The sequence below is a fragment of the Bacillus sp. NEB1478 genome, assembly GCF_031582965.1.
GTDB lineage: Bacteria > Bacillota > Bacilli > Bacillales > Fictibacillaceae > Fictibacillus.
The window spans coordinates 1,357,523-1,382,795 of the sequence record NZ_CP134049.1 but is presented as its reverse complement, the minus strand read 5'-3'; the positions used below and the strand labels follow the sequence as shown (position 1 = coordinate 1,382,795).

27 protein-coding genes and 1 other annotated feature are annotated in these 25,273 nt (G+C 37.6%); of the genes, 2 read left to right on the top strand and 25 right to left on the bottom strand.

Going from position 1 to position 25,273, the window contains the following annotated elements:
- Nucleotides 1–41 precede the first annotated feature (41 nt).
- Nucleotides 42–1,286 carry a glutathionylspermidine synthase family protein gene (locus RGB74_RS06615; RefSeq protein WP_310762197.1) on the top strand — a complete coding sequence of 415 codons (1,245 nt, stop codon included), beginning with the start codon at nt 42–44 and terminating at the stop codon, nt 1,284–1,286.
- A gap of 41 nt (nt 1,287–1,327) precedes the next feature.
- Here RGB74_RS06615 and RGB74_RS06610 read toward each other — a convergent pair whose 3' ends face one another.
- Nucleotides 1,328–1,480, bottom strand: coding sequence for a hypothetical protein (locus RGB74_RS06610; RefSeq protein WP_310762196.1), 153 nt, complete (start codon nt 1,478–1,480; stop codon nt 1,328–1,330).
- A 545-nt stretch (nt 1,481–2,025) separates the two neighbouring features.
- Here RGB74_RS06610 and menA point away from each other — a divergent pair.
- Entirely contained in the window at nt 2,026–2,916 is an 891-nt protein-coding gene (menA, locus tag RGB74_RS06605) for a 1,4-dihydroxy-2-naphthoate octaprenyltransferase (RefSeq protein WP_310762195.1), read from the top strand.
- Nucleotides 2,917–3,185: 269 nt separating this feature from the next.
- Here the strand turns inward: menA and RGB74_RS06600 are convergent, their stop codons facing one another.
- From RGB74_RS06600 to RGB74_RS06485, 24 genes are all read right to left on the bottom strand, one after another.
- Nucleotides 3,186–3,977, bottom strand: a complete 792-nt coding sequence (locus tag RGB74_RS06600; protein WP_310762194.1) for a glucose 1-dehydrogenase — start codon at nt 3,975–3,977, stop codon at nt 3,186–3,188.
- An 18-nt stretch (nt 3,978–3,995) separates the two neighbouring features.
- Complete coding sequence (locus RGB74_RS06595) at nt 3,996–4,850, bottom strand: GRP family sugar transporter (RefSeq protein WP_310762193.1); 855 nt, start codon at nt 4,848–4,850, stop codon at nt 3,996–3,998.
- A gap of 154 nt (nt 4,851–5,004) precedes the next feature.
- Entirely contained in the window at nt 5,005–5,241 is a 237-nt protein-coding gene (locus RGB74_RS06590) for a YrhC family protein (RefSeq protein WP_396136026.1), read from the bottom strand.
- Between the two features lie 168 nt (nt 5,242–5,409).
- A complete protein-coding gene (locus RGB74_RS06585; protein ID WP_310762192.1) occupies nt 5,410–6,546 on the bottom strand; it encodes a bifunctional cystathionine gamma-lyase/homocysteine desulfhydrase in 1,137 nt (378 codons plus the stop codon).
- Nucleotide 6,547: 1 nt separating this feature from the next.
- Nucleotides 6,548–7,471 carry a PLP-dependent cysteine synthase family protein gene (locus RGB74_RS06580; protein WP_310762191.1) on the bottom strand — a complete coding sequence of 308 codons (924 nt, stop codon included), beginning with the start codon at nt 7,469–7,471 and terminating at the stop codon, nt 6,548–6,550.
- A 12-nt stretch (nt 7,472–7,483) separates the two neighbouring features.
- On the bottom strand, nt 7,484–7,951 hold the full coding sequence (locus tag RGB74_RS06575; RefSeq protein ID WP_310762190.1) for an S-ribosylhomocysteine lyase: 468 nt from the start codon (nt 7,949–7,951) through the stop codon (nt 7,484–7,486).
- Between the two features lie 4 nt (nt 7,952–7,955).
- Nucleotides 7,956–8,651 (bottom strand): 5'-methylthioadenosine/S-adenosylhomocysteine nucleosidase, encoded by a 696-nt coding sequence (gene mtnN, locus RGB74_RS06570; protein WP_310762189.1) that lies wholly within the window; start codon nt 8,649–8,651, stop codon nt 7,956–7,958.
- A gap of 19 nt (nt 8,652–8,670) precedes the next feature.
- Nucleotides 8,671–9,306, bottom strand: coding sequence for a class I SAM-dependent DNA methyltransferase (locus RGB74_RS06565; protein WP_310762188.1), 636 nt, complete (start codon nt 9,304–9,306; stop codon nt 8,671–8,673).
- A 150-nt stretch (nt 9,307–9,456) separates the two neighbouring features.
- Entirely contained in the window at nt 9,457–10,089 is a 633-nt protein-coding gene (gene modB, locus RGB74_RS06560; RefSeq protein ID WP_310762187.1) for a molybdate ABC transporter permease subunit, read from the bottom strand.
- Nucleotides 10,086–10,841, bottom strand: a complete 756-nt coding sequence (gene modA, locus RGB74_RS06555) for a molybdate ABC transporter substrate-binding protein (RefSeq protein ID WP_310762186.1) — start codon at nt 10,839–10,841, stop codon at nt 10,086–10,088. Before modA ends, modB begins: the two co-directional genes overlap by 4 nt.
- 99 nt (nt 10,842–10,940) lie before the next feature.
- Complete coding sequence (locus tag RGB74_RS06550) at nt 10,941–11,552, bottom strand: YrrS family protein (RefSeq protein WP_310762185.1); 612 nt, start codon at nt 11,550–11,552, stop codon at nt 10,941–10,943.
- Between the two features lie 93 nt (nt 11,553–11,645).
- Nucleotides 11,646–13,403 carry a peptidoglycan D,D-transpeptidase FtsI family protein gene (locus RGB74_RS06545; protein WP_310762184.1) on the bottom strand — a complete coding sequence of 586 codons (1,758 nt, stop codon included), beginning with the start codon at nt 13,401–13,403 and terminating at the stop codon, nt 11,646–11,648.
- Between the two features lie 376 nt (nt 13,404–13,779).
- Nucleotides 13,780–14,256: a transcription elongation factor GreA gene (gene greA / locus RGB74_RS06540; protein ID WP_310762183.1), complete on the bottom strand. Its 477-nt coding sequence runs from the start codon at nt 14,254–14,256 to the stop codon at nt 13,780–13,782.
- Nucleotides 14,257–14,405: 149 nt separating this feature from the next.
- The gene (udk, locus tag RGB74_RS06535) at nt 14,406–15,047 is read right to left on the bottom strand and encodes a uridine kinase (RefSeq protein WP_310762182.1); all 642 of its coding nucleotides are present in this window, start codon (nt 15,045–15,047) and stop codon (nt 14,406–14,408) included.
- A 28-nt stretch (nt 15,048–15,075) separates the two neighbouring features.
- Nucleotides 15,076–15,732, bottom strand: a complete 657-nt coding sequence (locus RGB74_RS06530) for an O-methyltransferase (RefSeq protein ID WP_396136025.1) — start codon at nt 15,730–15,732, stop codon at nt 15,076–15,078.
- Nucleotides 15,733–15,907: 175 nt separating this feature from the next.
- On the bottom strand, nt 15,908–17,032 hold the full coding sequence (gene mltG, locus RGB74_RS06525; RefSeq protein WP_310762180.1) for an endolytic transglycosylase MltG: 1,125 nt from the start codon (nt 17,030–17,032) through the stop codon (nt 15,908–15,910).
- Nucleotides 17,033–17,221: 189 nt separating this feature from the next.
- Nucleotides 17,222–17,521 carry a DUF1292 domain-containing protein gene (locus tag RGB74_RS06520; RefSeq protein ID WP_310762179.1) on the bottom strand — a complete coding sequence of 100 codons (300 nt, stop codon included), beginning with the start codon at nt 17,519–17,521 and terminating at the stop codon, nt 17,222–17,224.
- Nucleotides 17,522–17,536: 15 nt separating this feature from the next.
- Nucleotides 17,537–17,965, bottom strand: coding sequence for a Holliday junction resolvase RuvX (ruvX, locus tag RGB74_RS06515; RefSeq protein ID WP_310762178.1), 429 nt, complete (start codon nt 17,963–17,965; stop codon nt 17,537–17,539).
- Complete coding sequence (locus tag RGB74_RS06510) at nt 17,965–18,240, bottom strand: IreB family regulatory phosphoprotein (protein WP_310762177.1); 276 nt, start codon at nt 18,238–18,240, stop codon at nt 17,965–17,967. Before RGB74_RS06510 ends, ruvX begins: the two co-directional genes overlap by 1 nt.
- A gap of 78 nt (nt 18,241–18,318) precedes the next feature.
- Complete coding sequence (gene alaS, locus RGB74_RS06505) at nt 18,319–20,955, bottom strand: alanine--tRNA ligase (protein ID WP_310762176.1); 2,637 nt, start codon at nt 20,953–20,955, stop codon at nt 18,319–18,321.
- Between the two features lie 70 nt (nt 20,956–21,025).
- Nucleotides 21,026–21,240 (bottom strand) — a binding site (T-box leader).
- 26 nt (nt 21,241–21,266) lie between these two features.
- Complete coding sequence (locus RGB74_RS06500) at nt 21,267–22,349, bottom strand: AI-2E family transporter (RefSeq protein ID WP_310762175.1); 1,083 nt, start codon at nt 22,347–22,349, stop codon at nt 21,267–21,269.
- 53 nt (nt 22,350–22,402) lie between these two features.
- Nucleotides 22,403–22,573, bottom strand: a complete 171-nt coding sequence (locus RGB74_RS06495) for a DUF3918 family protein (RefSeq protein WP_310762173.1) — start codon at nt 22,571–22,573, stop codon at nt 22,403–22,405.
- Nucleotides 22,574–22,603: 30 nt separating this feature from the next.
- The gene (locus RGB74_RS06490; RefSeq protein ID WP_310762172.1) at nt 22,604–22,801 is read right to left on the bottom strand and encodes a hypothetical protein; all 198 of its coding nucleotides are present in this window, start codon (nt 22,799–22,801) and stop codon (nt 22,604–22,606) included.
- Nucleotides 22,802–22,950: 149 nt separating this feature from the next.
- A complete protein-coding gene (locus RGB74_RS06485; protein ID WP_310762171.1) occupies nt 22,951–25,272 on the bottom strand; it encodes an SF1B family DNA helicase RecD2 in 2,322 nt (773 codons plus the stop codon).
- Nucleotide 25,273 lies beyond the last annotated feature (1 nt).

Here is a 25,273-nt window from a genome sequence, read left to right as displayed (position 1 = left end):
GTTATGTTTATGATATCAGTTTTTTGAGCCGTGGAGGAACTATGAGTAACTATCGAACAGAAAGAAAAGCGTTTTATGAAAAGATACCAGAGTTTTGGGCAGATATGTACGGACAAGAATATGCGTTATTTCAACCTTATATGATTGATGAGAAAGAAAAAGAACTCATACATGATTTTGGAACAAAAGTGAGCCATATTCTTTTTAAAACAGCTGACCTTTTGCAATCTCCGGAGCTTTCTAATGAGACATTAACATTATTAGGATTTCCAGATTCCTTATTCACGTTTCTCAGATTCCAATCGGCAATGCCCAAAACAGTGATCGGAAGAATAGATTCGATTGAAACAGAAAATGGGCATAAAGTGATGGAGTTTAACAGTGACACTCCTACGTTTATTTATGAATGTTTTAAAATAAATGGAATGCTGTGTGATCATCTAAATGCAAATAATCCAAATGCTGAAATGGAAAGTGATTTAAAAAAAGCGATAAGAACAGCTATCTTGACATCTTACCGTCAACTTCAATCTGACCATTCTCCAAATATAGTCTTCACCTCACATGATGAGAATATTGAAGATAAACAGACTGTTCTTTATTTGAAGGAATTATGTGGTTTTCCTTCTCAATACGTTTCATTGGACAAGTTGGTCATTCAAAAAGATCATGGTTTGTTTGATCCAGAAGGGAAAAAAATTGATGTATTGTACAGGCAAACGTTTCCGATTGAAATGCTTATTCAAGATAAAGATGTGAAAACCAATGAAGAAATAGGATTGCAATTAACGGAACTAGTTCATCAAAACAAGCTTGCAATCATTAATCCCCCATCTGCTTTCTTATTGCAAAGCAAAGCTGCTATGGCTGTAATTTGGGGATTGCACGAAGAAAAATCTCCTTTTTTCACCTGCGAAGAACATGTATGGATTGAGGAATATTTTCTCCCTACTTATCTAGAACCAGATACCTTCTTAATGAAGAAAGAAAAATTTGTCCAAAAACCAGTATTCGGTAGGGAAGGTGATACTGTCAGGCTATTTGATGAGAACGGACATCTTTTTGATCGAGATGAACATGAATCTTACGGAGCATATATGAGTGTCTTTCAAAAATACACCCCGCTGCCGAAAATGACATTTGAGACTGAAAAAGGTGTGATTGAAGGCCACAGGATGATGGGAACATTTATTATCAATGGTAAACCAAGTGCATTTGGATATCGTGTTGGTAATCGGATTACTGATAACCTCTCCTATTTCTTGCCTGTTGGTATGAATAAATAAAGAGCCTTTGTGTGCAATCTGCACGAAAGGCTCTTTTGTTATTACATCATGGATGTCAAATTGGATAATACCTTTTCTTGTGCACGTTCATAAAGAGATTTTACTCTTAAATCGTCAGCATATAACTCATCTGATCGATGTTTTCTCTTAAACGAAAAGGTTATAGTTACAAAAAATAAATGCAACGTAAACATAGAATGAATCACTCCTGTTATTTTTTTGTTTTCTAGTCTTTCTCGATTTCTATTTTAACGGTCAGGTCGAGTCTTTCTCCGTTAAAAACCATGTTAAAAGTGTAATGCTAATCATTATCATTACAAACTCCTCCTTTGTTTTGTTAAATATAAAAAACACCGCAGAGCAACCCTGCGGTGTAAAAATGACACAAAAAAACCGCAGGTATTCGACCTGCGGTGTCTTTAAACATAGTTATATAGACAAACTGCTCCAATGGGCGGTCGAACACATTTTCATATGAAATTGTTGATTGCATTTTGCTGTATACATCATTTTGTTCAACCTCCTCGTTTTTTTACTATTCTTAGCAAATCATACACATTTTACCAAGTATTGTAAAGTTTTTTTTTTACGGCCTTTAAAAGAATATGCAAGTACCTCTAAATGTTTCCTTCTAATTTGCTTTTATTAGAAAAATGGGGCTATTTCACTAACTAAACTTTTATGTGTACACTTTCACAAACTTTTATTATAATTATGCTTGTAAAGGGGGAAACGTAAGATGATACATCCTAAAATTTTAATCGCGTCAACGAGGCCAATTTCACTAACAGCTTCTGTTATCCCAGTATTGTTTGGAACAATTCTAGCTTTACAGTGGACAGGCATAAATTGGATTACTTTTTTACTAACTTTAGCAGGTGCCCTGTTTCTTCAATGCGGTACAAATCTTATTAACGATTATTTTGATCACGTTAAAGGTGCCGATACTGCTGGAAGTTTAAGTCCTTCTGGGGTTATCGACAGAAAAGAGATGACTCCGCGTCAAGTATATATTACAGGACTTATTTTCTTTGCATTAAGTATCATGATCGGTCTTATTTTAACTGCGTTAACAGGTCCAATGGTTTTATTATTAGGTATACCATCCCTGTTTGTTGGTTATTTTTATACAGCAACAAGATATGCTTTAGCTTATAACGGATTAGGAGAAGTTGCTTCAGGGAGCACTCTTGGTATATTAGCGGTTGTTGGTGCTTTTTATACCCAAACTCTCAATTTGAATGCAGAGATTTTTTTAGCAGCAATACCTAATGCACTTCTGGTAATGTCCATTCTGCATGCTAATAATTTGAGAGACTTTGATACGGATAAACAAATTGGCAAAACGACAGTTGCTGGATTGATTGGGAGAAAAGCATCCCGAATTGAATATTATATCCTAATGCTAGGAACGTACGTAAGCTTATTTGCTCTAGTTTTAATGGATATCCTTCCTGTTTGGAGTCTAATCGCAGCAATTACATTACCAATCGCATTAAAAGGTTTAAAAATCGCCGTTTCAACTTGGGAGGCAAAACAGCTGAACAAAGTGCTTGGTTTAACAGCATTGCTGCATATGGCATTCGGCATTCTGTTGTGTATCGGCACTTTAACAGGAATTCTTTTATAATTTAAATGTAAAGATAAGGATGACCTAAACGATGCTGCACTATTCGTTTAGGTTATTTTTTTGCAGACTAATGTGGAATTAATGAAAATTGATAGCTTAAACCTATGAAGATCAGCTGGAATATAAGGATGATAGGACAAAAATTGGCTCATCTCTCTCTTTTTTAAAAATGACATGCCAAAAATGAAAAAACCGGTACTCTCTTAACAAAAAAAGACCCAAAGTGGTTAATTTTCACTTTTGAGTCTTCTTTTATTTCTATAAATGGTTTAACCTTTTCCCGCTTGAAAGCCTGGATATAATGTCATACCACCGTCTGCAATTAAAGTTAAGCCTGTTACATAGCTGGCTTGACTAGATGCTAGCCAAGCGGCTGTTGCAGCAATTTCTTCAGGTTCGCCGATATACCCCATTGGAATCAGCTTTTCGACCCCTTCTTTTTTTTCTGGGTCTGCAAATTTCTCGGCATTGATCGGCGTATTGATTGCACCTGGCGCAATATTGTTGACTCGAATTTTTTTAGGTGCATATTCTAACGCCAATGTTTCTGTCATTAATTTTATGCCACCTTTACTTGCAGCATAATGTACGAAGTGTGGCCAAGGAATGATTTCATGAACACTGGACATGTTGATAATGGACCCTTGAATATTATGATCTACGAAATAATCTAAAGCTTCTCGGCAGCCTAAAAATTGCCCCGTAAGGTTTGTAGAAATGACTTTATTCCAGTCTTCCAAAGAAAGTTCATGTGACGGAACCTCATTTTCAATTCCTGCATTGTTGATCAGCACATCAAGAGAACCAAACTCATCTATTGCCGTTTTGATTAATTTTTTTATATCTTCTTCTTTTGTAACATCACCTTGAAAAATAAGCCCTTTTCCACCATTTTCCTGAATTTCGCTCACGATCATATTTGCATCTGCTTTCTGTTTGTCATCAAAATAATTAATGACTACATTTGCTTTTTCTTCCCCAAATCGAAGTGCACATGCTTTTCCGATTCCACTAGCCGCTCCAGTAATCACTACTGTCTTTCCTTTAAGATCTGGATACATAAACAGTCAACTCCTTCTTTATGATTTTGTAAATCCTAACATCACACCGCCGACAATAATCAGCACACACCCTGAAATCACCCATATGATCTCTTTTTTGCTTCGCTTTTCTCCTAATATAAAGATTCCGCCTAATGTCGAAATAATAATTCCTGTCTGAGAAAGTGAAAAGCTTGTTGCGATCCCAATCAGTGGAAGAGCAAGTAACAACGTAAGGTTTCCTGTACTCCAAATCAATCCTGTCAAAATATTTCTTATCGAATACTTATTGAACGGCTTATGTTTGAAGGACATAATGAGCGCCCCAATAAACATTCCCACAGCCTGAGGCAGGATAGCTTCCCAACCGTTAATTTCAAACCATTTAATGAGGACAACATATGTAACATATCCAACCGTTGAAATAAGGAGGATAGTGATTCCCTTTTTTAAGTTTTGATTGTCTTTTTCGCTGCCTTTCTTTGCGCGTAATGAAGTTAATAATGCTCCACCGACAATCGCACAGATCGCAATAATTCCGATAATGATCTCAGTTTTTGTTTTCCATTCATGAAAAACAATGACACCAAATAAGGTGGTACCAAACAATTGCATTCCTGTTGATAGCGGAACAATTTTTGAAACGCCTAAATAATCGACACTGGCAAATTGATTGCGCTGCCCGATTACCCAGAAGATTCCTGAAACAGCACCGATTGCAAACACGGTCATAGTGATGTCTGGCTGAACGACAAAGAATGCTACGATGGAAAACAGCAATGCTCCAAGAGTCATCCCAAGCGTTTGACTATGAAAGTCACCTCCGAGCTTTTCACTTACTAGTACAATACTACCCCAGCAGACCGCTGTTATTAGTGCCCAAATAATACCCAAAAAATCCACTTCTTTCTCTTAGATTGTCGTTAAAACTTAGTATGACCTGTTAGGGTCATGCAGTATTCATACCCGTTTAGAGGGAAAATAAAAACAAAAAACCGTTCCTAATTAAAGGAACGGTAATTGAAATTATAGATTTATCATTTTTATGTTAACCAGAAATTTTTTGAAGCTTCACTTTACACTTTTTTACTGTGTTGTACATAAGTACTGTGAATGCTAAACATGTGAGAGAAGCACTGCCTAAAGTAATGGATTGGATAAAACTTTTATCTTCAGGAAGAACTAATCCTACATAAAAGAATGTACTAACTGCCAATAAAATAAATCCAAAACGCTGGTAGTCAGCTATTTTGTTTTTTAATTCTTTCGTCATATTGTTATTCATATAAGCCTCTACCTCCTAATCACTAATACAAGAATAACATAGGCAGAGCAAATACAACGGAGATACATTTGACAAAAACGTGAAGAAAGTTTGTCTAAATTGTTATATCACAAAAGAAAAAGTGATTCAACGCGGGGTTAATCACACCGTTGAATCACTTTGTTTTAACTAATTATTTAATGCATTTTTCAAATCTTCAATAAGATCTTCTACATCCTCAATACCTACTGAAATTCGAACCAATCCGTCTGTAATGCCAAGTTCAGCTCTGCGCTCAACGGGAATTGAAGCATGCGTCATTCTTGCCGGTACAGAAATCAAGCTTTCTACCGCTCCTAAGCTTTCTGCCAAAGTAAAATAATTTACTTTTTGCAGTACCTCATTAGCTTTCGCCTCACTTCCAACATCAAATGACACCATTCCGCCAAAACCGCCAGATTGCTTTTTAGCTATATCGTGCTGCGGGTGTTCTTCAAGTCCTGGATAGTAGATTTTTTCAACGGATGGATGTTCTTTTAGGAAATCAACAATTTTTTTAGTGTTGCTTTCATGCGCTTCCATACGTAATCCAAGCGTTTTAATACCACGAATTAAAAGCCATGAATCTTGGGGTCCTAATACGCCTCCTGTTGAATTTTGAACAAAGTGGAGGTCTTCACCTAATTTTTCATCGTTAACAACGACAAGACCAGCTACAACGTCACTATGACCGCCAATATACTTCGTTGCTGAATGAAGTACGATATCAGCGCCTAGCGCGATAGGGTTTTGCCAATATGGTGTATTAAACGTATTGTCGACCATAAATAAAAGGTTCTTTGATTTTGCCCATTTTGCTGCAGCTTCAATGTCTGTTACTTTCAGCAATGGGTTTGTAGGTGTTTCAACATATAGTGCTTTCGTGTTTGGTTTTAAAGCAGCTTCGATTTGATTAACGTCTGTTGTATCTACAAATGTAGATTCAATTCCTAAACGATTTAGAACTTTTGACATTACACGATATGTTCCACCGTAAACGTCATCTGTCAAAATAACATGATCTCCAGAGTCAAACATCATCATAACAGCGGTAATAGCAGCCATTCCTGAACCAAATGCAAAACCGCGCTTTCCGCCCTCTAAATCTTTAATTAATTCTTCAAGAGCATTTCTAGTAGGATTGCCTGTTCTCGAATATTCATAACCTTTATGAACCCCTACTTCTTCTTGCTTATAAGTGCTTACTTGATAGATTGGGAATGACACCGCTCCTGTTTGCTTATCAGAAGGAATGCCTCCGTGGATCAGTTGAGTTTTTCTTTTCATTTCAGATGCCTCCTTCATAAATTTTCTTGCTTAAATATCGTTCCGAACTATCAGCAAATATAGTAACGATTACGTCACCGCTCTTTGCTGTTTGCGCTTCGATTAGGGCTGCGTGCAGTGCAGCACCTGAAGAACTCCCTGCTAACAAACCTTCTTTTTTCGCCAATTCAGATACACGGTTAAACGCATCAACGTCTGTTACCGTGTGGATGCTGTTAAAATAAGACGAATCCATATAATCAGGTAAAAATTCCATGCCGATTCCTTCGGTTTTATGCGGTCCTGATTCCCCGCCATTTAAAATAGACCCTTCAGGTTCAACAATTACCGTTTTCAAATCTGGATTTTGCTCTTTCAAATAACGTGCAGTTCCCATGAAGGTACCACCTGTTCCTGCTCCAGCGACAAAAATGTCAACCTTACCATCGAGATCTCTCCAAATTTCGGGTCCGAGTGTTTTGTAATACGTATTTGGATTGTCAGGATTAGAAAATTGTGCTGGAGAAAACGAATCAGGAATTTCGTTTAATAATTCCTTCGTTTTTTGGATTGCCCCTTTTATACCTTCAGCAGTAGGAGTATGAACAATCTTGGCACCGAGCGCCTTCATCAGTTCCTGTTTTTCGATGCTGAATTTTTCAGGAATAACAAACAACACATTTAATCCCTTATTAATTGCAGCCAGCGCTAACCCGATTCCAGTATTCCCTGCAGTCGGCTCTATAACAGTACCGCCAGGTTTTAATTTTCCAGTAGACAGGGCACGTTCAAGTAATTCGACTCCTAAACGGTCTTTTACGCTTCCACCCGGATTCATGAACTCTAATTTGGCAAAAAGGCGGACTCCTTCAGGAAGTGAAAATTGAGTTATCTCCATCAATGGAGTATTACCAATCAATTCATGCACATTTTTATAAACGTTCATCTTGCTCGACCCCTATTCTGCGAATACGATATGCCATTCATCTTTTTTAGAAAGCATTTTACGAGCAATCTCTTTTGCGCCTTCAAGGCTATGATTTGCTGCCCAGCCGCATTGTACTTCGTTACATGCCGGGACTTCGGTTGCTTCTAATACATCATGAAGTGTTTTTTCAAGCACTTTTAAGATTTCATCGTAATTGTCATGATTGATAACAGATAAATAAAAGCCAGTTTGGCAGCCCATCGGACTAATATCTACCACTGTGGAATGATGGTTACGAATGTTCTCAGCCATTAAGTGCTCGATCGAATGAAGTCCCTCCATTGGCATATGATCTTTGTTTGGCTGACAAAATCGGATATCGTATTTGTGGATAATATCACCGCTTGCTCCTGTTGTCGTACCAGCAAGACGAATATATGGTGCAACTACTTTAGTATGGTCTAGATTAAAACTTTCTACATTCATTTTTTTAGTCATAACTTTATTTCAGCTCCTCTACAATTTTTTGTACTAGTTCTGCTGAATGCTTTGATGCCGTTTTTAAAAACTGATCATAAGAAAGACGTGCATCTTTTCCTGCAATATCGGAAAGTGAGCGAATGATAACAAATGGAACTCCGAACTGATAAGCAGTTTGAGCAATAGCTGCCGCTTCCATCTCTGCTGCATAAAGCAAAGGAAATTTCTCTCGTATCTCCTCTACCCTCACATGGTCACTCATAAACGAATCACCAGATGCAATCAAGCCTTTTACTACTTGTATATTTTCAACTTTTGCTCCTGCTTTAACTGCTGCTTCTACTAGCTTTTCATCTGGCAAATATTTTGCAGGCATTTGCGGTACTTGCCCATACTCATAACCAAAGATTGTCGCATCCACATCATGATGACGAACTTCAGTAGAGATAACAACGTCCCCAACGTTTAAGTCTGTGTGAAAACCGCCTGCTGAACCCGTGTTCAAAATAACATCTGGTTCATACAATTGAATCATTAGTGTTGATCCAATTGCTGCATTTACTTTACCGATTCCTGATTTCAGTAAAACAACTTCTTGATCATTTAAAAAGCCTTGATAAAATTCACAGCCTGCAAGTTTTTTTACCTGAAGGCCGCTTAGCTGCTCTCTTAAAAGAACAACCTCTTCTTCCATCGCTCCAATAATTCCAATTCTCATAAAAGTTAATTCTCCAATATTATTTTTTTACCGCTTCCATTAGCCATACATACTCATTCAGTTTTTGGAATGACACATCAAAATGATGCTTTTTGAAAATATCTTCTAAAACACCTAGAGTTGTATAATATTCAGTTTGAAGATCTTTTAATAAATTCAAAAATCCTTGATTTTTCACTTTTTCATGACGATCGTTCTTGTCTTCATCATGAAGGAAGGCGGTATCAGCAAATACAATTTTACCATCTTTTTTAAGCAGCTGGCTATAGAGTCCCACCGCTTTGTCTTTTTCATCATCAGTCAGGTGATGGAATGCGTACGTACTTACAATAGTATCAATATGATCCACTGGGGGGAACGATAAGAAATCTCCATCATGCAGGACCAATTTAGGATTACGAGCTAATGCTTTTTCTCTCATCCCTTTAGATGGCTCAATTCCAATAACGTTCTTACCTTTTGAAAGTAATTTTTCACTTAGGTTTCCAGTACCTACACCGAATTCTAAAACGACATTACCAGATCTTTGAACTACAGTATCTAAAATCTCATTATATTTATGAAAAACTTCTTTATATTCCTTATCATCCCCTGAAACTGTCTCATCATATGATGATGACCATTCATCAAAAAGATCAATAAATTCTCGTCCCATTTTTTTCACTCCAACGTCAATTTGTATTATTCCTATCAACATACTATGAATTAAAAGTTTACAGGTTCCAAATTAACACATTTTCAATAATTTTTCAAATGAATCATCTCCATAAATAATAAAAAAACCCTGATAAAGAGATCAGAGTTTTTAGGCAGACTTTTTCGCTATAAATGAACTGAGAGAGAGGAGTATAAAAGAGAAAATAATCAAAAGCAATGAAAGAAGCATTGCTGCCTTTTCTTCTCCTAATAAAACATGGTCATAAATCGCAAGAGGTGCTGTTTGAGTAGAACCAGGTATATTGCCTGCAACCATTAGTGTTGCTCCAAATTCACCAACCGCCCGCAAAAAAGACAGGAGAACAGATGCAATAATTCCGTTTTTCGCCAGAGGTAGGCCAACCCAGTAAAAAATACTATAGGAGCTGCCATCAAGCCTCGCTGCATCAAGTATATTTTCATCTAAGCTTTCAAAAGAGGCTTTAGCAGTACGGAAAAACAGCGGAAATGCTACTACAGCTCCTGCTAGTACAGCTGCCTTCCACGTAAAGATCCAGTGGATTCCAAAACGGCCAATCCCACTTTCCCCAAGAAACAATAATAATAAATAGCCGACAACTGATGGAGGTAGAATTAAAGGCAAGTTGAAAAGTGTTTCAATCACCGTTTTGCCTTTAAAAGAGGTCCGTGCAAAAAAATAAGACAAAGGAAGCCCTATTAAGAATACACATATTGTAGCTATAATTGCTGTTTCAATGGATAACAGTAAGGAATGAGTCAATGCTTAACACTCTCTCTGAACTTGTATTTCTTTAAGATTTGTTGCCCTTGTTTTGACTTAACATACTTTAAAAAGTCTTTGCTTTCTTTATTGGAGCTATTTAAGCGATAAACGGGATATTCAATTTCGGGATACCATGTTTGCGGTATGGTTTTCAAAATATTAATTTTTTTGCTGTTCATAGCATCCGTCTTATACATAAGTGCATATTTTACGGACCCTGATTCAACCATTCCTTTTAAATGTACCGCGTTTTGCCCGTATATGACTTTAATTTTCTTTTTATCTGTATGATTTAAAGCTTTTTCTGCATAATACCCTGCCGGAACTAGCTTAGGGTCTCCTATTCCAAGCTTCACGTTAGATGGGATATCGTCTAAAGATTGTACAGGTGAATCAACATTTTTATTAGCGACAAATACTAATTCATTTGATGCGACAATTCCTTCTTTAATCAGTTTTATGGAATCTCCTTCAGATAAAAACCGGTCTGCAGATTGTGCCGCAAAAAACAAGTCAGCTGGCGCCCCTTTCTTAATTTGATTGACGAGCACACCTGATGCTCCGTAATTTGCTTTGACAGTAATGTTCGGATGTTTCTTCTCATATTGTTGCTTCCAGTCCGTTACAGGATTTTTCAAGCTCGATGCTGCAGAAACATAGATTACTTTCTTAGAATGATTATTGTTTGAGCATCCGTTCAGAACAAGAAGAACAAAAAGAATACCCAAAACAAATGTGCTTTTTTTCAATTGCTTTCTCCTTTTTCTTTACTTAACACTATTAGAGCACTTTTAATCTTGAAATTAAAGAAAAAAGACCATTCACTTTTACGTGAATCGTCCTCATGTTTATTGTGCAGGTGTTACAGTGGTAGGTTTCCAGCCTTTTTCAGGAACCCATTGTAACTGAACATCATATTTTACCTGGTCAATTTTCGATTGAACCGTACCTTTGGATAAATCAGGTCCTCCACCGTTTCCTAACCAGAATATCGTCATTTGATCTTCAGGAATGCCGGTTGCATAAGAAAGGGCACTGACCATCTCTTTCCAGTCTTGAGATTGATCATCATATGTTTTTTGATGCGGTTCGCTTTGAGAAGTACCGATTGGTTCCCAAGGACCTTCTGGACCGCCGCCTTCTGGTGTAGCAGAATTTGCATCATCTTGATTTTCTTCAGAATCTGATTGGTTTTCTGAATCATCCTCTTTAGATTTTTCATCACTCTTCTGTTCATCATTATCTGATTCCATCTCAATAGATGAATTATCTTCTTTGTTAACCGTGTTTTCTTGAGATTGCTGCGTTTCAGAACTTGAAGCGGTTTCTTCATCGCTGCCAGAAAACAAATTGTATGCAACCGCAGCGATCAACAAAATTACTAATCCAATTGCAATGTTTAAAAAACGATTTTGCTTTCTTTTTTCTGATCTCGTTGTATATCTTTCGTTTCGTTTCATGATTTCCTCCCAGTCATTAAAATGAGCTAATTTTATTTTAACATGACTAAAGAGTTCGAGCCTATTTCTTTTACCCTATTTTTATCCATAGTATTAATGTTTTTCAGCATCTGAAATGTTCAAAACTTCTCTTGCAATATTAGCAAAAACCGGTAGAGTTCTGTTTGTTTGGTCGTGTTTCAAATCCACAACAACAAGGGCGAAGCGTGGTTGATCCGCAGGAAAGTAACCGGCAAACCATTTATTATTCATATTTGCTTCTGTTCCTTTTTGAGCAGTTCCTGACTTTCCAGCAACTTGAAACGGTAATGTCTGCAGCCCATGTCCTGTTCCTTGTTCATCTTTAACGACATCAACGAGCAGTGCTTGTAATCTCATCATTGTATAGGGTGATAGAGTATCTGATTCCCCTTCGTGATCATTAAACTTTATTAGTTCGGTTCCATTAGCGAAATTAACGGATTTTGCAGCTTTTACTTCCTTCCATGGTCCTCCTCTTGCAATGGTTGCCATCATATTCGCTGCAGCTAAAGGAGTAATTTTAACGTCCAGCTGCCCAATTGCTGTTTGAGAAATCGCTAAGGAACTCTGATAATCTTCCTTCTTTTGTTTCAGACTGATTACTTGTCCTTTCTCTTCATTGTAAAAATGGGAAAAGTGATCGATATGATACACTTTTCCAGACCACCCGTTTTTTTGCAGAAGTCCTAATTTTCCGGCATATTCGTTTATCCAATCCGGGTTTGAAGCAGTCATCTCATTCGCTAAATCCCCAAAGGTTTTGTTGCAGCTACGGGCAAAACTATCTTCAAAATTCAGCAATCCTAGCTGTCTTTCGTCCTGTTTGCCATAGATATTTAAATTACAGTCATACTGTCTATTATTTTGAATCTTATTATTTTCAATAGCAGCAGCGGTGGTCACGATTTTAAAAACAGATCCAGGTATTTGCTGTGCCGTCATGTTATCTGGATGCTTAAAGACGGTTTTACTTGTAAAAAGCGGTCTGCTTGCCATAGCGAGAAGCTCACTCGATTCAACATCCAACAAAACAGCTCCGCCACTTTCCAATCCATATGAATCGATGTACTTTTCCACTGATTCCTGCATTTTCTTGTTAATGGTTGTTTTGACATGCAGAGGATATAAAGGATTTGTTTGCGACCGGTATTTTACATCAAGCCCAAACAAAGGGTGACCTTGCCGATCAACATGATATATAAACTGCGTTTCTCCCTCTGAAATTAAAAATGGATCAAACGTATACTGCAACCCATTCTTGCCTGTTTTTGTTGTAATCGAAACTGTACCTTTATCGAGCTTATCCGGATATTTTTGTTTGATTAATGTTGGATCTTCTCCAACTGCACCAATAATATGATTTGCGAATGGAAGTGGTTTTCGTCTAGTAACTAACTGTGCATATAAACCTGGAATTTCTAAAGCATTGATTTCGTTCATCTGTTCAACAGTGATTTCATGCCGGATAGGAAGTGTTCCAGGTTTTGATAATTTTGCCATCATCTTGCTCAGATTTCCAGTATTTACTTGTACAATCTTCGCTATTTTTGCTATCGGCCATTTTTTCTTTATAAGATTAGGGAAAACAACAATTTGCGGTCTAACATCTGTCGAAAGAAGCTCTCCATTCCGATCTAGAAAATAACCTCTTCCATCATTTATCGTAAAACGATGTGTACGCTGATTTACACTTTCTTCTATCAGATTTACTTTATGTTTGGAAAAAGAATTGGTAGAAATCAGCTGAATATCAGCCAAACGGTAAATTAAAAAAAGAATTATTGATAAAAACACAACTGATATGAACAACATTCTTTTTTGCGAAACCATATGTGGTCACCATCCTAACCACATTTTCTCCTCAACTAAAACTTCTTAAACAAATGGTGTTTTTGTAATCTTTGTTGCTTTTGAAAGCAGTTGATTTCCGTTCAGGCTTCTCGCTTTCCGCGGGGCAGGCAGTGGGCCACATTGAAAGACATAAAGTACTTGCTCCTGCGTCTGCAAGCAAACGCTATCGAAACGGGCTTCCTCGTCGCATGCCTTACGAGAATACTCAGGTGGCAGGCACGAACCTTGCACTCCAATCAACTTGCCATTGGTGTAAAAATACAAAAATGCCCCAGTTGCAACAATCTTTTAGAAAAGCGCCTTTAATAAATGTTAAAAAAGAAGACTTGCAAGATGCAAGCCTTCTTTTCACTCATTATTTTACTTCGATGATTACAACACTGATCTCTCCGCCAGGAGTTTGGACTGAAACTTTGTCTCCAGGTTTTTTTCCTAATAAGCTTTTAGCCATTGGAGAATCATTTGAAATCTTTCCTTCGAACGGATCTGCCTCAGCACTTCCTACGATCATATATGTTTCTTCGTCTCCATCAGGAAGCTCTTGAAATTTAACAGATTTACCAATGGAAACGTTATCAGAATGGTCTTTATTGTCTTCGATAATAACCGAATCACGTACCATTTTTTCTAATTGTACGATACGTGCTTCCACAAATGCTTGCTCGTCCTTAGCCGCATCGTACTCAGAGTTCTCAGATAGATCACCAAAACTTCTAGCTACCTTAATACGCTCTACTACTTCTTTACGTCTTTCAGTTTTTAAAAATTCTAATTCGTTTTCTAGCTTTTGTTTTCCTTCTAATGTCATATAGTGTTTTTTCTCGTCTGCCATGTTTTTCACTCCTTCAATAATCAGTACCCTTGTTACGTTATATGATAATTCCGGCAGGGTATGTATAAAAAATAGGACAACAGTGGACGGATATCCTGTTAAGTCTAAGGTTGTCCATGTATGCTGAAAAAATGAGGATTAAATTCCCCTCATTTTTTCAATAAAGCTTTGTCTTCCAATATAGTTTTAATCTTTGTAACCATTAAGTCAATTGCCACCAGGTTTTGTCCACCCTCTGGAATAATAATGTCGGCATATCTTTTAGTAGGTTCAATAAACTGGTTATGCATCGGCCGTACTACTGACGTGTATTGGTCGATTACAGAATCAATCGTTCTGCCACGATCACGGATATCGCGAACCATTCTTCTTATGATCCGAATATCTGCATCTGTATCTACAAACAATTTGATATCCATTAAGTCACGTAACCGCTCATCTTCTAAAATCAAAATACCTTCCAGTATTATTACATCTTTAGCATCAACTGGGATAATTTTATCACTTCTTGTATGTGCTGTATAGTCGTATACTGGTTTTTCGATCGATTCATAAGCCTGAAGTGCTGTAATATGCTGTATTAACAAATCATTATCAAAAGCAAGCGGATGATCATAATTTGTGTTTAATCGTTCATCCATTGACTTTTCTGATTGATCTTTATAATAAGCATCTTGCTCAATAATTAAAATGGATTGATCGGCAAACTGCCGGTAAATTTCTTTCGCTACTGTTGTTTTACCCGATCCAGAGCCACCTGCAACCCCAATCACAATAGGTTTTTTTGACATCTTTCATAATCCTCCAAACTAATTGAACCTACTTTGTTTTCTTTCGCATGCTTACCATCATTCCATCTCCAACCGGTAAGATCGTAGAATGAAAGTCCGGATGCTGCATTAGATAGCTGTTAAAGCTTCTGATTTTTTTTACGAGCGAACGCAATCTTCTGCTTTCTAAACCGCTTTCGTCTGCCACGTATCCTCTAAACAGAACATTATCCGTAATAATAATCCCATCTGATGAAAGCATGGAAGAGTAATGATTAAAGAAGTTTTGATATTGTCCTTTTGCCGCATCTATAAAAATAAAGTCATATGGGGCATAGTGTTCTACCTGGCTCTGCAATTCATTCGCGTCCCCAAGCAATAAGTGAATTTTGTCCTGCAGCTGCAGGGCAGCTACATTTTGCTGAGCTATATTGTACCGTTCCTCATCTCTTTCAATACTGATGATTTCGGCAGTTGGACAAGTAAGAGCCATTCGAATCGCAGAATACCCAATGGCAGTTCCTACTTCTAATATTCGCTTCGGATTCTTTAGCCTGACATATGTTAATAACGTTTCCATCCCTGTTAATTCCATGATAGGAACATCATTTTCTTTTGCATATTTCTCAATTTGCAAAACATGCTGAGTGCGCGTTTGGATTAAGTTTTCGATATATTGATTTACTTCATTTGAGACCAAAGTCACACGCCTCCTTCACACTAACCGGTATATTGTAACATAATCTTTTTGTGAAGGCGAGAGGATGTGATATTTAAAGAATACTTTGTTGTTGCCGTTTAGTATCAGCATAGTGTACTCTTTATGATTACTATAAAAAAGCCAGCTCGAGAGGACCTATCCTTCGAACTGGCTTTTACAATTAGCTTTCTTTTTGCTGCCACACGTTCCATTCGTCTTTATATTTTTGGTAAACAGCATTATGTTCTTGAAGTGTTTTTGTATAAATGACTTCACCATTAGGTCGGGCGTAAAAGAAGAGCTCGTCCATTTTGACTGGATTTAAAGCAGCAGATATCGATTTTTCTCCCGGTGATGTTATAGGCCCAATCGGGATTCCTTTATTTCGATACGTATTATATGGGGAATCGTATTCCAGATCTGCGTATAAAACTTTAACGTCAAAATCTTTTCTTGCATATTTCACAGTCGGATCTGAATCTAATTTCATGTTTTGTGCTAACCGGTTATGAAATACCCCTGAAATTTTTTTACGGTCCTGTTCTCTTTGAGACTCTTCTTCAATCATAGATGATAACGTAATTACTTGAAATAATGAGTAACCACTATTATTAATCTCTTTTTCATGTTTAGAAATAACGATATTTGCTTGTTCCACCATTTTTTCAATAATCTCTTTTACAGCTGGTTTCTTTTTATCAAACTCATATGTTGCAGGAAAAAGGAAACCTTCTAGCGGGTAATATAATCCTTTATTATAAATATCATCGGGAAGGAATTTGTATTTGTTTTGCAATTCTTTTAAGAAAACTTTTTCAGACATCACATTAAGAATATCAGCTTCTTTATATCCTGTAGTCACACTGATTTCTTTGGCGGTTTGTGGAACATTATAGCCTTCTGGAATGGTTATGACGAGTTCCGGTTTCTTAAATAGCTTTCCTTCTTTTAAAGCATCGATGATTTCATTAAGGCTCATTGATGGCGAGAGTTCATATATTCCGGCTTGGATATTGCTTTCTCCCTTAGCACGTATGTAATATTTGAAAAATAATCCGCTATTGATGACTCCTTTATCTTCTAGCTCATTGCCAATCCCTTTTGTAGAAGATCCAATCGGTATCTTCACTGTAACTTTTTTGGTATTATCTGCATCAAGTGGTGCGGTATTTTTGTCATAATAAAAATAAGCTCCTCCTGAAGCAAGCAGAATAACTACTAACAATGTCGTCATTATGCTGAAGATGATTCGTTTACGTTTTCGTTTTTTACTTATGTAATCACCAGATGACTGGAGATGAATCATTGTGGGTCCCCCTTCCATCTGCTTTATTATACTTTTGCTAACAGAAATTGTCGAGATTAGTAGTTAAATGGAATTAAAAAAGGGGGTTTTTCGTAAAATGTTGCTTATTCACTGTCAATTTGACCAGAGAGGTAAAAAAACAAATAAAAAAGCATACCCAATTGTATCGGATATGCTTCTTTCTTTTGATTATTCAGTTTCGAATTCATCATCTTGGAATGTATTTAACATTTCTTCTACGATGTCCCACTCTTCATCTGTTTCTAAAGGGAATAATGCTAAATCATCATCCTCTTCCCCTTTATCTTCATAACGGAATGGAAATACTTCCACTTCGTCGTCATCATCATCTTCAGAATCTGACACTGGAATAGTTACCATGTAGGATTTTCCTGTTTGATCAACATCAAATTTAAATAAAACTTCAAATAAATTTTCGTCACCGTTCTCATCTGGAATAATAATGCGTTCGCGTTCTTCTTTTGCCATGAGTGGCTCACCTCTTCAATTTCGATTTTGCTGGCTATCCATGTACCCTTGCAAAATGATCGATGCTGCCAGCTTATCGATCACTTGTTTACGTTTCTTCCTGCTCACATCAGCAGAAATAAGCGTACGCTCTGCTGCCATAGTTGTCAGTCTTTCATCCCATAGGATAACCGGAAGTCCTGTTTTACTTTCAATTTCTTTCGCGAAAGCTTGGCAAGCCTCTCCAGTCGGTCCAATCGAACCGTTCATATTTTTCGGGAGCCCAACAACAATTTTGCTGATTTCATAGTTTGAAATCAGTTCATCTAGTCTTACAAAATCTTCTTCAGGACGGTTCGGACGCCTTCTGATCGTTTCAACGCCTTGTGCTGTCCATCCCAAACCATCAGAAACAGCAACACCAATCGTTTTTGATCCAACGTCCAATCCAAGTATTCTTGACATTAACGGTTTCCTTCTTTTTGGTTTAACAAGTATGACTTAACTAACTCTTCAATCAGCTCGTCCCGCTCGAGTTTGCGAATCATGCTTCTCGCATCGTTATGGCGAGGAATATACGCCGGGTCACCTGAAAGTAAATAACCGACAATTTGATTAATAGGATTATATCCTTTATCCTGCAGGGCTTCGTAAACAGAAAACAGGACTGTTTCAACATTCGTTTTATAAGCGTCATCCTCGTTGAAGTTAAACTTCATCGTTTTATCCATTGAACTCATTAGCGAACACCTCTTTCTGAAGATCTCCCTTAAGGGACAAATATGTTATTAACTCTATTGTACATGAAAGAGGAAAGCTTAGGAAACCGTTTTGATCAATTCAATTGCAGAATCTATTCCTTCTTGCAGTTTTTCTGGATCTTTTCCGCCTGCTTGTGCCATATCGGGACGGCCGCCGCCGCCTCCGCCGCAGCGTACAGCGACTTCTTTAACTAGATTGCCCGCATGGTACCCTTTTGAAACTAAATCTTTTGTAACACCTGCAACAATATTCACTTTCCCTTGGCTTTCTGACCCTAAGATTACAATACCGCTTTGAATCTTGTTCTTCAGATCATCCACGATTGAACGCAGACCGTTCATGTCAGAGGCGTTAATTTTTTTCGCAATTACAGATACCCCATTAATGGACTGAACTTCGTCGACCAGACTTCCTGCCTCCATATTGCCTAGTTTTGAAGCAAGAGATTCCTTTTCTTTTTGAAGTTCTTTAATCTGATCATTTAAAGCATCAATTCGTTGTGGAACATCTTTTATATTTGTTTTTAATTTCGAAGCAGTATCTTTTAAAAGTTGAACTTGTCCATTCATTAAACGGTAAGCAGCTTCACCCGTTACTGCTTCAATACGGCGGGTACCTGCACCAATACCTGATTCAGAAACAATCTTAAAGAGTCCGATCTCCGCTGTATTGTTTACGTGACAGCCTCCGCATAGTTCAAGACTGTAATCACCGACTTTTACTACACGAACCGTTTCTCCATATTTTTCGCCAAACAGAGCCATTGCGCCCATTGCTTTTGCTTCTTGAAGATTTTTGACCATTTTTTCAACCGGGATGTTTGTCCATACTTTTTCATTTACGATTTCTTCGATTCTCTCAAGTTCTTCAGGAGAAATGCTTCCGAAATGAGTAAAGTCAAAACGTAAGCGGCTGCCTTGTACAAGAGATCCCGCTTGGTTTACATGTGTTCCAAGAACATCCTTTAATGCCTGATGCAGAAGGTGTGTAGCAGTGTGGTTTTTCACAACTTTTGCACGAGTTAATTCATCAACCTGAACGGAAACATGCATGTTATTTTCTAGAATACCGTGCTCTACGATAACAGTATGCAAGTTCTGTCCATTAGGAGCTTTTTGAACATCTTTCACCCGTAATTGCAGTTCAGATCCAGTGATTGTTCCTTCGTCCGCAATTTGTCCGCCGCTCTCAGCATAAAAAGGTGTTTGATCTAAAATAATCTGCGCTTCTTCACCGGAAGAAACCATCGCTACTCTTTCTCCATTTTGAAGTACTTCAAGAATCTTTGCTCTACCATTTAGGTGATTATATCCTGTAAACTCACTTTTAACCGTGATGTCGGAAAGAACTCCACCTTGAACTTGCATGCTGTCCACTTCTTGTCTTGCAGCACGAGCACGTTCACGCTGAGCTTTCATTTCGTTCTCAAAACCTTGTAAATCGACTTCCATTCCATTTTCTTCTGCATACTCTTGTGTCAGTTCAAATGGGAAACCGAACGTGTCATATAATTTGAATGCATCATGACCAGAAATGACTGTGTTTCCTTTAGATTTTTCTTGAGAAATCACTTCTTCTAAAATAGCGAGACCTTCGTTTATCGTTTCATGAAATCTTTCTTCTTCTGTTTTTACGACTTTTTGAATAAAAGGAATTTTTTCTTTTACTTCCGGGTAAAAATCAACCATAATATCTGCAACTGTTGGAACGAGTTCATACATGAATGGTTTGTTGATACCGATTTTTTTTGCAAAACGGATCGCTCTTCGGATCAGTCGTCTAAGTATATACCCTCGGCCTTCGTTTGATGGAAGAGCACTGTCACCGATTGCAAAACTTACCGTACGAATGTGGTCTGCAATTACCTTGAATGCAGTATCGGTTTCAGAGCTCGTGTCATATGTTGTGTTTGCAATTTTTTCGGTTTCTTTAATGATCGGCAAAAACAGATCCGTTTCAAAGTTCGTTCGCGTATCCTGAATAACGGAAACCATTCTTTCAAGACCCATTCCTGTATCAATATTTTTCTTAGGAAGCGGAGTATATGTCCCGTCTGGATTATGATTAAATTGAGAAAAAACTAGGTTCCAAACTTCTAAATATCTGTCGTTCTCTCCGCCAGGATAAAGTTCAGGATCTGCAGGATCATTTCCATAAGACTCTCCACGATCATAGAAGATCTCCGTATTTGGACCGCTTGGACCTTCACCGATATCCCAGAAGTTTCCTTCAAGACGTATAATACGTTCTTCTGGAAGACCAACTTGCTTCGTCCAGATTTCAAATGCTTCATCATCTTCAGGATGAATCGTTACAGAAAGCTTTTCAGGATCAAACCCGATCCAATCTTCGCTTGTTAAAAATTCCCAAGCCCAAATAATCGCTTCTACTTTAAAATAATCACCAATCGAAAAATTACCCAGCATTTCAAAAAATGTGTGGTGCCTAGCCGTTATTCCAACGTTCTCAATATCATTTGTTCGGATAGACTTTTGAGCATTCGTAATACGAGGATTTTCTGGAATCACTCGTCCATCAAAATATTTCTTTAACGTAGCTACACCGCTGTTTATCCATAATAAAGTCGGATCTTCATGAGGAACAAGTGATGCACTTGGCTCCACACGATGTCCTTTTTCCTTAAAAAAGTCTAAGAACATTTGTCTAACCTGAGCTGAAGTCAGCATTTTCATTTCATTGCATCTCCTTTAGTTTGTTTTTATTTTTTTTTGAGTAAACAAAAAAACTCCCATCCCTAAATAAAACAGGGACGAGAGTTTGGCTTCACGCGGTACCACCCTGGTTACATGCAAAAATACATGTCACCTCAAACGCCTTAACGCGGCATCACGGCAGATTTTCCTTCTGCACTCCAGAGTAGCTTTCGGTTTTTCTTCTTCCTAAAACACCTTTCAGCCGGTGGGTGTTTCTCTCTTTCGGAAGGGCTAAAACGTACTGATCTCTTTCAACGTTTTTAAATCTTCTAGCGTTAGTATACGTTTTTTCAATTTGGCTTGTCAATCAGATCTTTCAATCGATGTTCCCGTATATGTATGACAATCACTTTTATGACTGCGAATACTGGTACAGCTAATATCATACCAGGAACACCGGCAAGCTCACCGCCAAGAAGAAGTGAAAAAATAATAAATACAGGATGAATGTGCAGATTTCTTCCTACGATGAACGGACCGAGAATATTTCCTTCTATAAACTGTAAAACAAGCATAATTCCTATTGTAAACCAAACCATCTTCCAGGAAATCGTAAGCGCAATTAAAATAACCGGTATCGCTCCTAGAATGGGTCCAAAGTATGGAATAATATCTGTTATTGCAATTATAATTCCTAAAAGAATAGGATAGGGCATGCCTACGATCCAAAGAGCAATCATTGCTGCTGCTCCCAATATTGCCCCTACAAATAATTGCCCCCTTATATATCCCCCTAAAGAACAATCGATATCCTCTAATAGATGTTTCCCTTCGTGCCGAAATTTTCGAGGCGTTATGTACCAGGCTGCTTTTTTAATTTTTTCAAAATCGTTTAAAAAATAAAAAACTAAAAATGGAACGACAATAATAACCAGTATATAATCAAAAAGCTTTTTTAAAGAAAATATTGCACTTGTTAAAATATTTTGTGCATTCTTTTCCATTTTATCGATGTAGTGTTCAATTTTTATATGAACACCATATGGCAAAGCAGATGTCCCTTGATCTACTTTTGAAAGCAGTACTTTATAATCAGCCGCCAGCCCTGGTAAATTTGACAAAAGTTCTTTTAATTGAACGATAAAATACGGAAACCCTTTAATGATTCCATATGTTAAACCCCCGAAAAAAAGAAAATAAATAACCAATATGGCAACAAATCTAGGCATGCCCTTTTCATGAACATACTCCACAATAGGATGAAGCAAATACGTTATGAGAGCAGCTAAAAAAAATGGCAAAAGAACTCCTTTTAATGCTTTTAAAAAAGGGGAGTAAAGAGGACTGAGTTTCATGAGCAGATACAGACACAAAAAAAGAAGCAAGAGAATGGTCAGCCTGTATACCCATTTCATTCTGTTTTCTTTTTTCAAACAATATCACCCTTTTCTAAAAAACCCCGTCTTCATAATAGACGGGGATAATTTTAATATATGGCTTTAGCGATTTTTTTTCTGATCCTCTTCATCCTTCTGGATGTCCAAAGATCACCTATATCAGAAAAATTCATAGACATTCTTCTGTTACCGTTGTTTCTCATCGCATATGTTGCCGCTCCAATACCAAGTGCGATCAAAGAACTCATAGTCCTGTTCATGCTATTCACCTCGACATCAGAGTATCGTTTTTACCACGTATTTTCCTTATAGGACAGATCCTGATCTTCAAACAAGTCATCGAGGGATGTTAATGAACCGTCTTCTTCCACTTGATGCAGGGACAGTCTTCCTTTATCTATGGAAAGTTCAATAAAACAATTCCAGCAATAATACTGGTTTACCCCGATTTTCCCAATATCTTTTCTGCTGCAGTTTGGACATTCCACTTGCTCTCTCTCCTTTTATTTTACTTTTACAAGGGTGTCCTGAATGAGCAATAAATATACGCAATATAGGATGTTTGAATAAAAAGCAAAGTCATATAAAGAAAAAAGAAATGTTCGATAAGATGCGATTGTGCATCCTTCGAACATTTCTAGTTTGTTTCTTCAAACAAGGAATCATTCAATAAATCTTTTTCCAATAGTGATTCTTTTAGACGGTGCTTCAGTCCTGAGTATCGTTCTGATTCATCAGAGCGGCTAATTGCCCAAGAAAATGCTTCTTCTTCACCGCAAAGGATTAAATATTCTTTGCTTCTTGTGATGGCTGTATAGATTAAGTTGCGCTTAAGCATGCGGTAATAACTTTTTACAATTGGCAAAATTACAATGGGATACTCACTGCCTTGAGATTTATGAATGGAACAGCAAAACGCATGTGTAAAATGATGAAATTCATTTCGCTTATACGTCACTTCAATTTCATCAAAGCTAATCACGATTTGATCTTCTTTATCCGTGTTCTCTTTTGCGTAAATGATCGCAGCAATTTCCCCAATGTCTCCATTAAAAACATGGTCCTCAGGCTGGTTAACAAGCTGAAGCACCTTATCACCTTTCCGGTAGAAAGCTTGTCCAACTTGTAATTGGCGCTGTTTCACTTTTTCAGGATTAAATAATCTCTGCAGCTCCATATTTAGCCTGTCAATCCCGAGTGGCCCTTTATACATAGGTGCAAGAACTTGAATATCCCGGGAAGTATACCCTTTTTTGATTGCATTTTCACATACTTGCATTATCACTTGAAAAACGTTTTCTCCAGAGCTGGGAAAAAACCGCCTGTCTGCTTGCGGCTTCAAAAGATCCTTTGGCACAGTGCCATTTTTCATATCATGTGCAAGCCGAACAATGGATGAACCTTCTGCTTGTCTGTAGATATCAGTCAATCTTGAGTTTGGTATATGTGGTGAAGATAACAAGTCTTTTAAGACCTGCCCTGGTCCTACTGAAGGAAGCTGATCTTCATCTCCTACGAAAATGATTTGAATATGTTCAGGCAGAGCTTTTCCTAAAGAATAAGCGAGCCAAATGTCCACCATGGACATTTCATCGACAATTAACAGTTTTCCTTCAATAGGTTCATCCTCATTTTTTTCAAAATGCCCCGCACCTCTCCATCCTAACAAACGATGAATCGTATGTGCTGGTATACCTGTGGATTCCATCATTCGTTTAGCTGCTCTTCCCGTAGGTGCTACGAGGAGAACAGGGAACGGTTCCTTTTTGTTTCGATAATCATCCGGGTTCAGGCTTACTCCATGAATTTCACTATATAGCTCAACGATCCCTTTAATTACGGTAGTCTTACCTGTACCGGGTCCACCTGTAAGAATCATTACCGAAGATGTGAGCGCCTTTTTTATCGCTTCTTTTTGACTATTTGCATATGTAATGTTGAGTCTTTTTTCTAAATTGGTTAGTTCAATATCGATTTGCTTTTTCGGTATGTCATAATCTGAATCTTGAGATGTGAGCAGGTGATTTATTTTTTCTGCGAATCCTTTTTCTGCGTAGAATAGTGATGGTAAATATACGACATTTTCTTTTAATATCAGTCTTTTTTCTGTCTCCATGTCTTGAATTTCTCTGAAGACGCTCATTTCATCAACCGTATTTTTTCCGTCGGCTAATAATTTCCTTACACCTGAAAGCAATTCGTCGATCGGTAAATAAGAATGACCAAGATCAGTACCGTGTTCCCTTAAAATAAAATGACAAGCTGCTTGTATCCTCTCTGGATGGTTAACTTGCATTCCGTTTCCTTTAGCGATTTCATCCGCTCTGTGAAACCCGATTCCCGGAACATCTTCTATAAGCCGATATGGTTCGTTCTTAATAACAGAAACAGCCTTATCTTGATACGTTTGAAAAATCTTCATAGCAAGCTGAGGACCTATACCATAAGGCTGCACAGTCATCATAACCTGGTCTAATCCTCTGTTTTCAAGCAATGCTTCATACAGATTCTTTGCCTGATCTTCAGTCAATTTCGGAATGTCGCTAATATAATCCGGTGATTCAATGAGTTTTGTAATCGCATTATCACCGAGGACATCAACAATATGCTCGGCAGTCTTTTTACCGATGCCTTTAAACAGATCACTTGATAAGTATTGAATCATCGCTTCTTTTGATTGCGGCATTTCTATTTTGAAAAAATGAACTTCATATTGTTTACCGTACTTCGGATGGTCTTTAAACTTTCCATAAAGCACGTATTGTTCATCCTCTCTTAATGGAGGAAGTATGCCTGTGATCATGACTTCTTTTTCATCATAATTTTCGTTTGTCTCTCTAACTCTAATCCGAGCAACCGTATATAAGCTTTCTGCCTGATGAAAGACAGTTGAGATCAACGTCCCTTTAATAAATCCAGAAGTTTCATCCTGTAAGTGAAAGGAAGGCTGCTGTGCCATA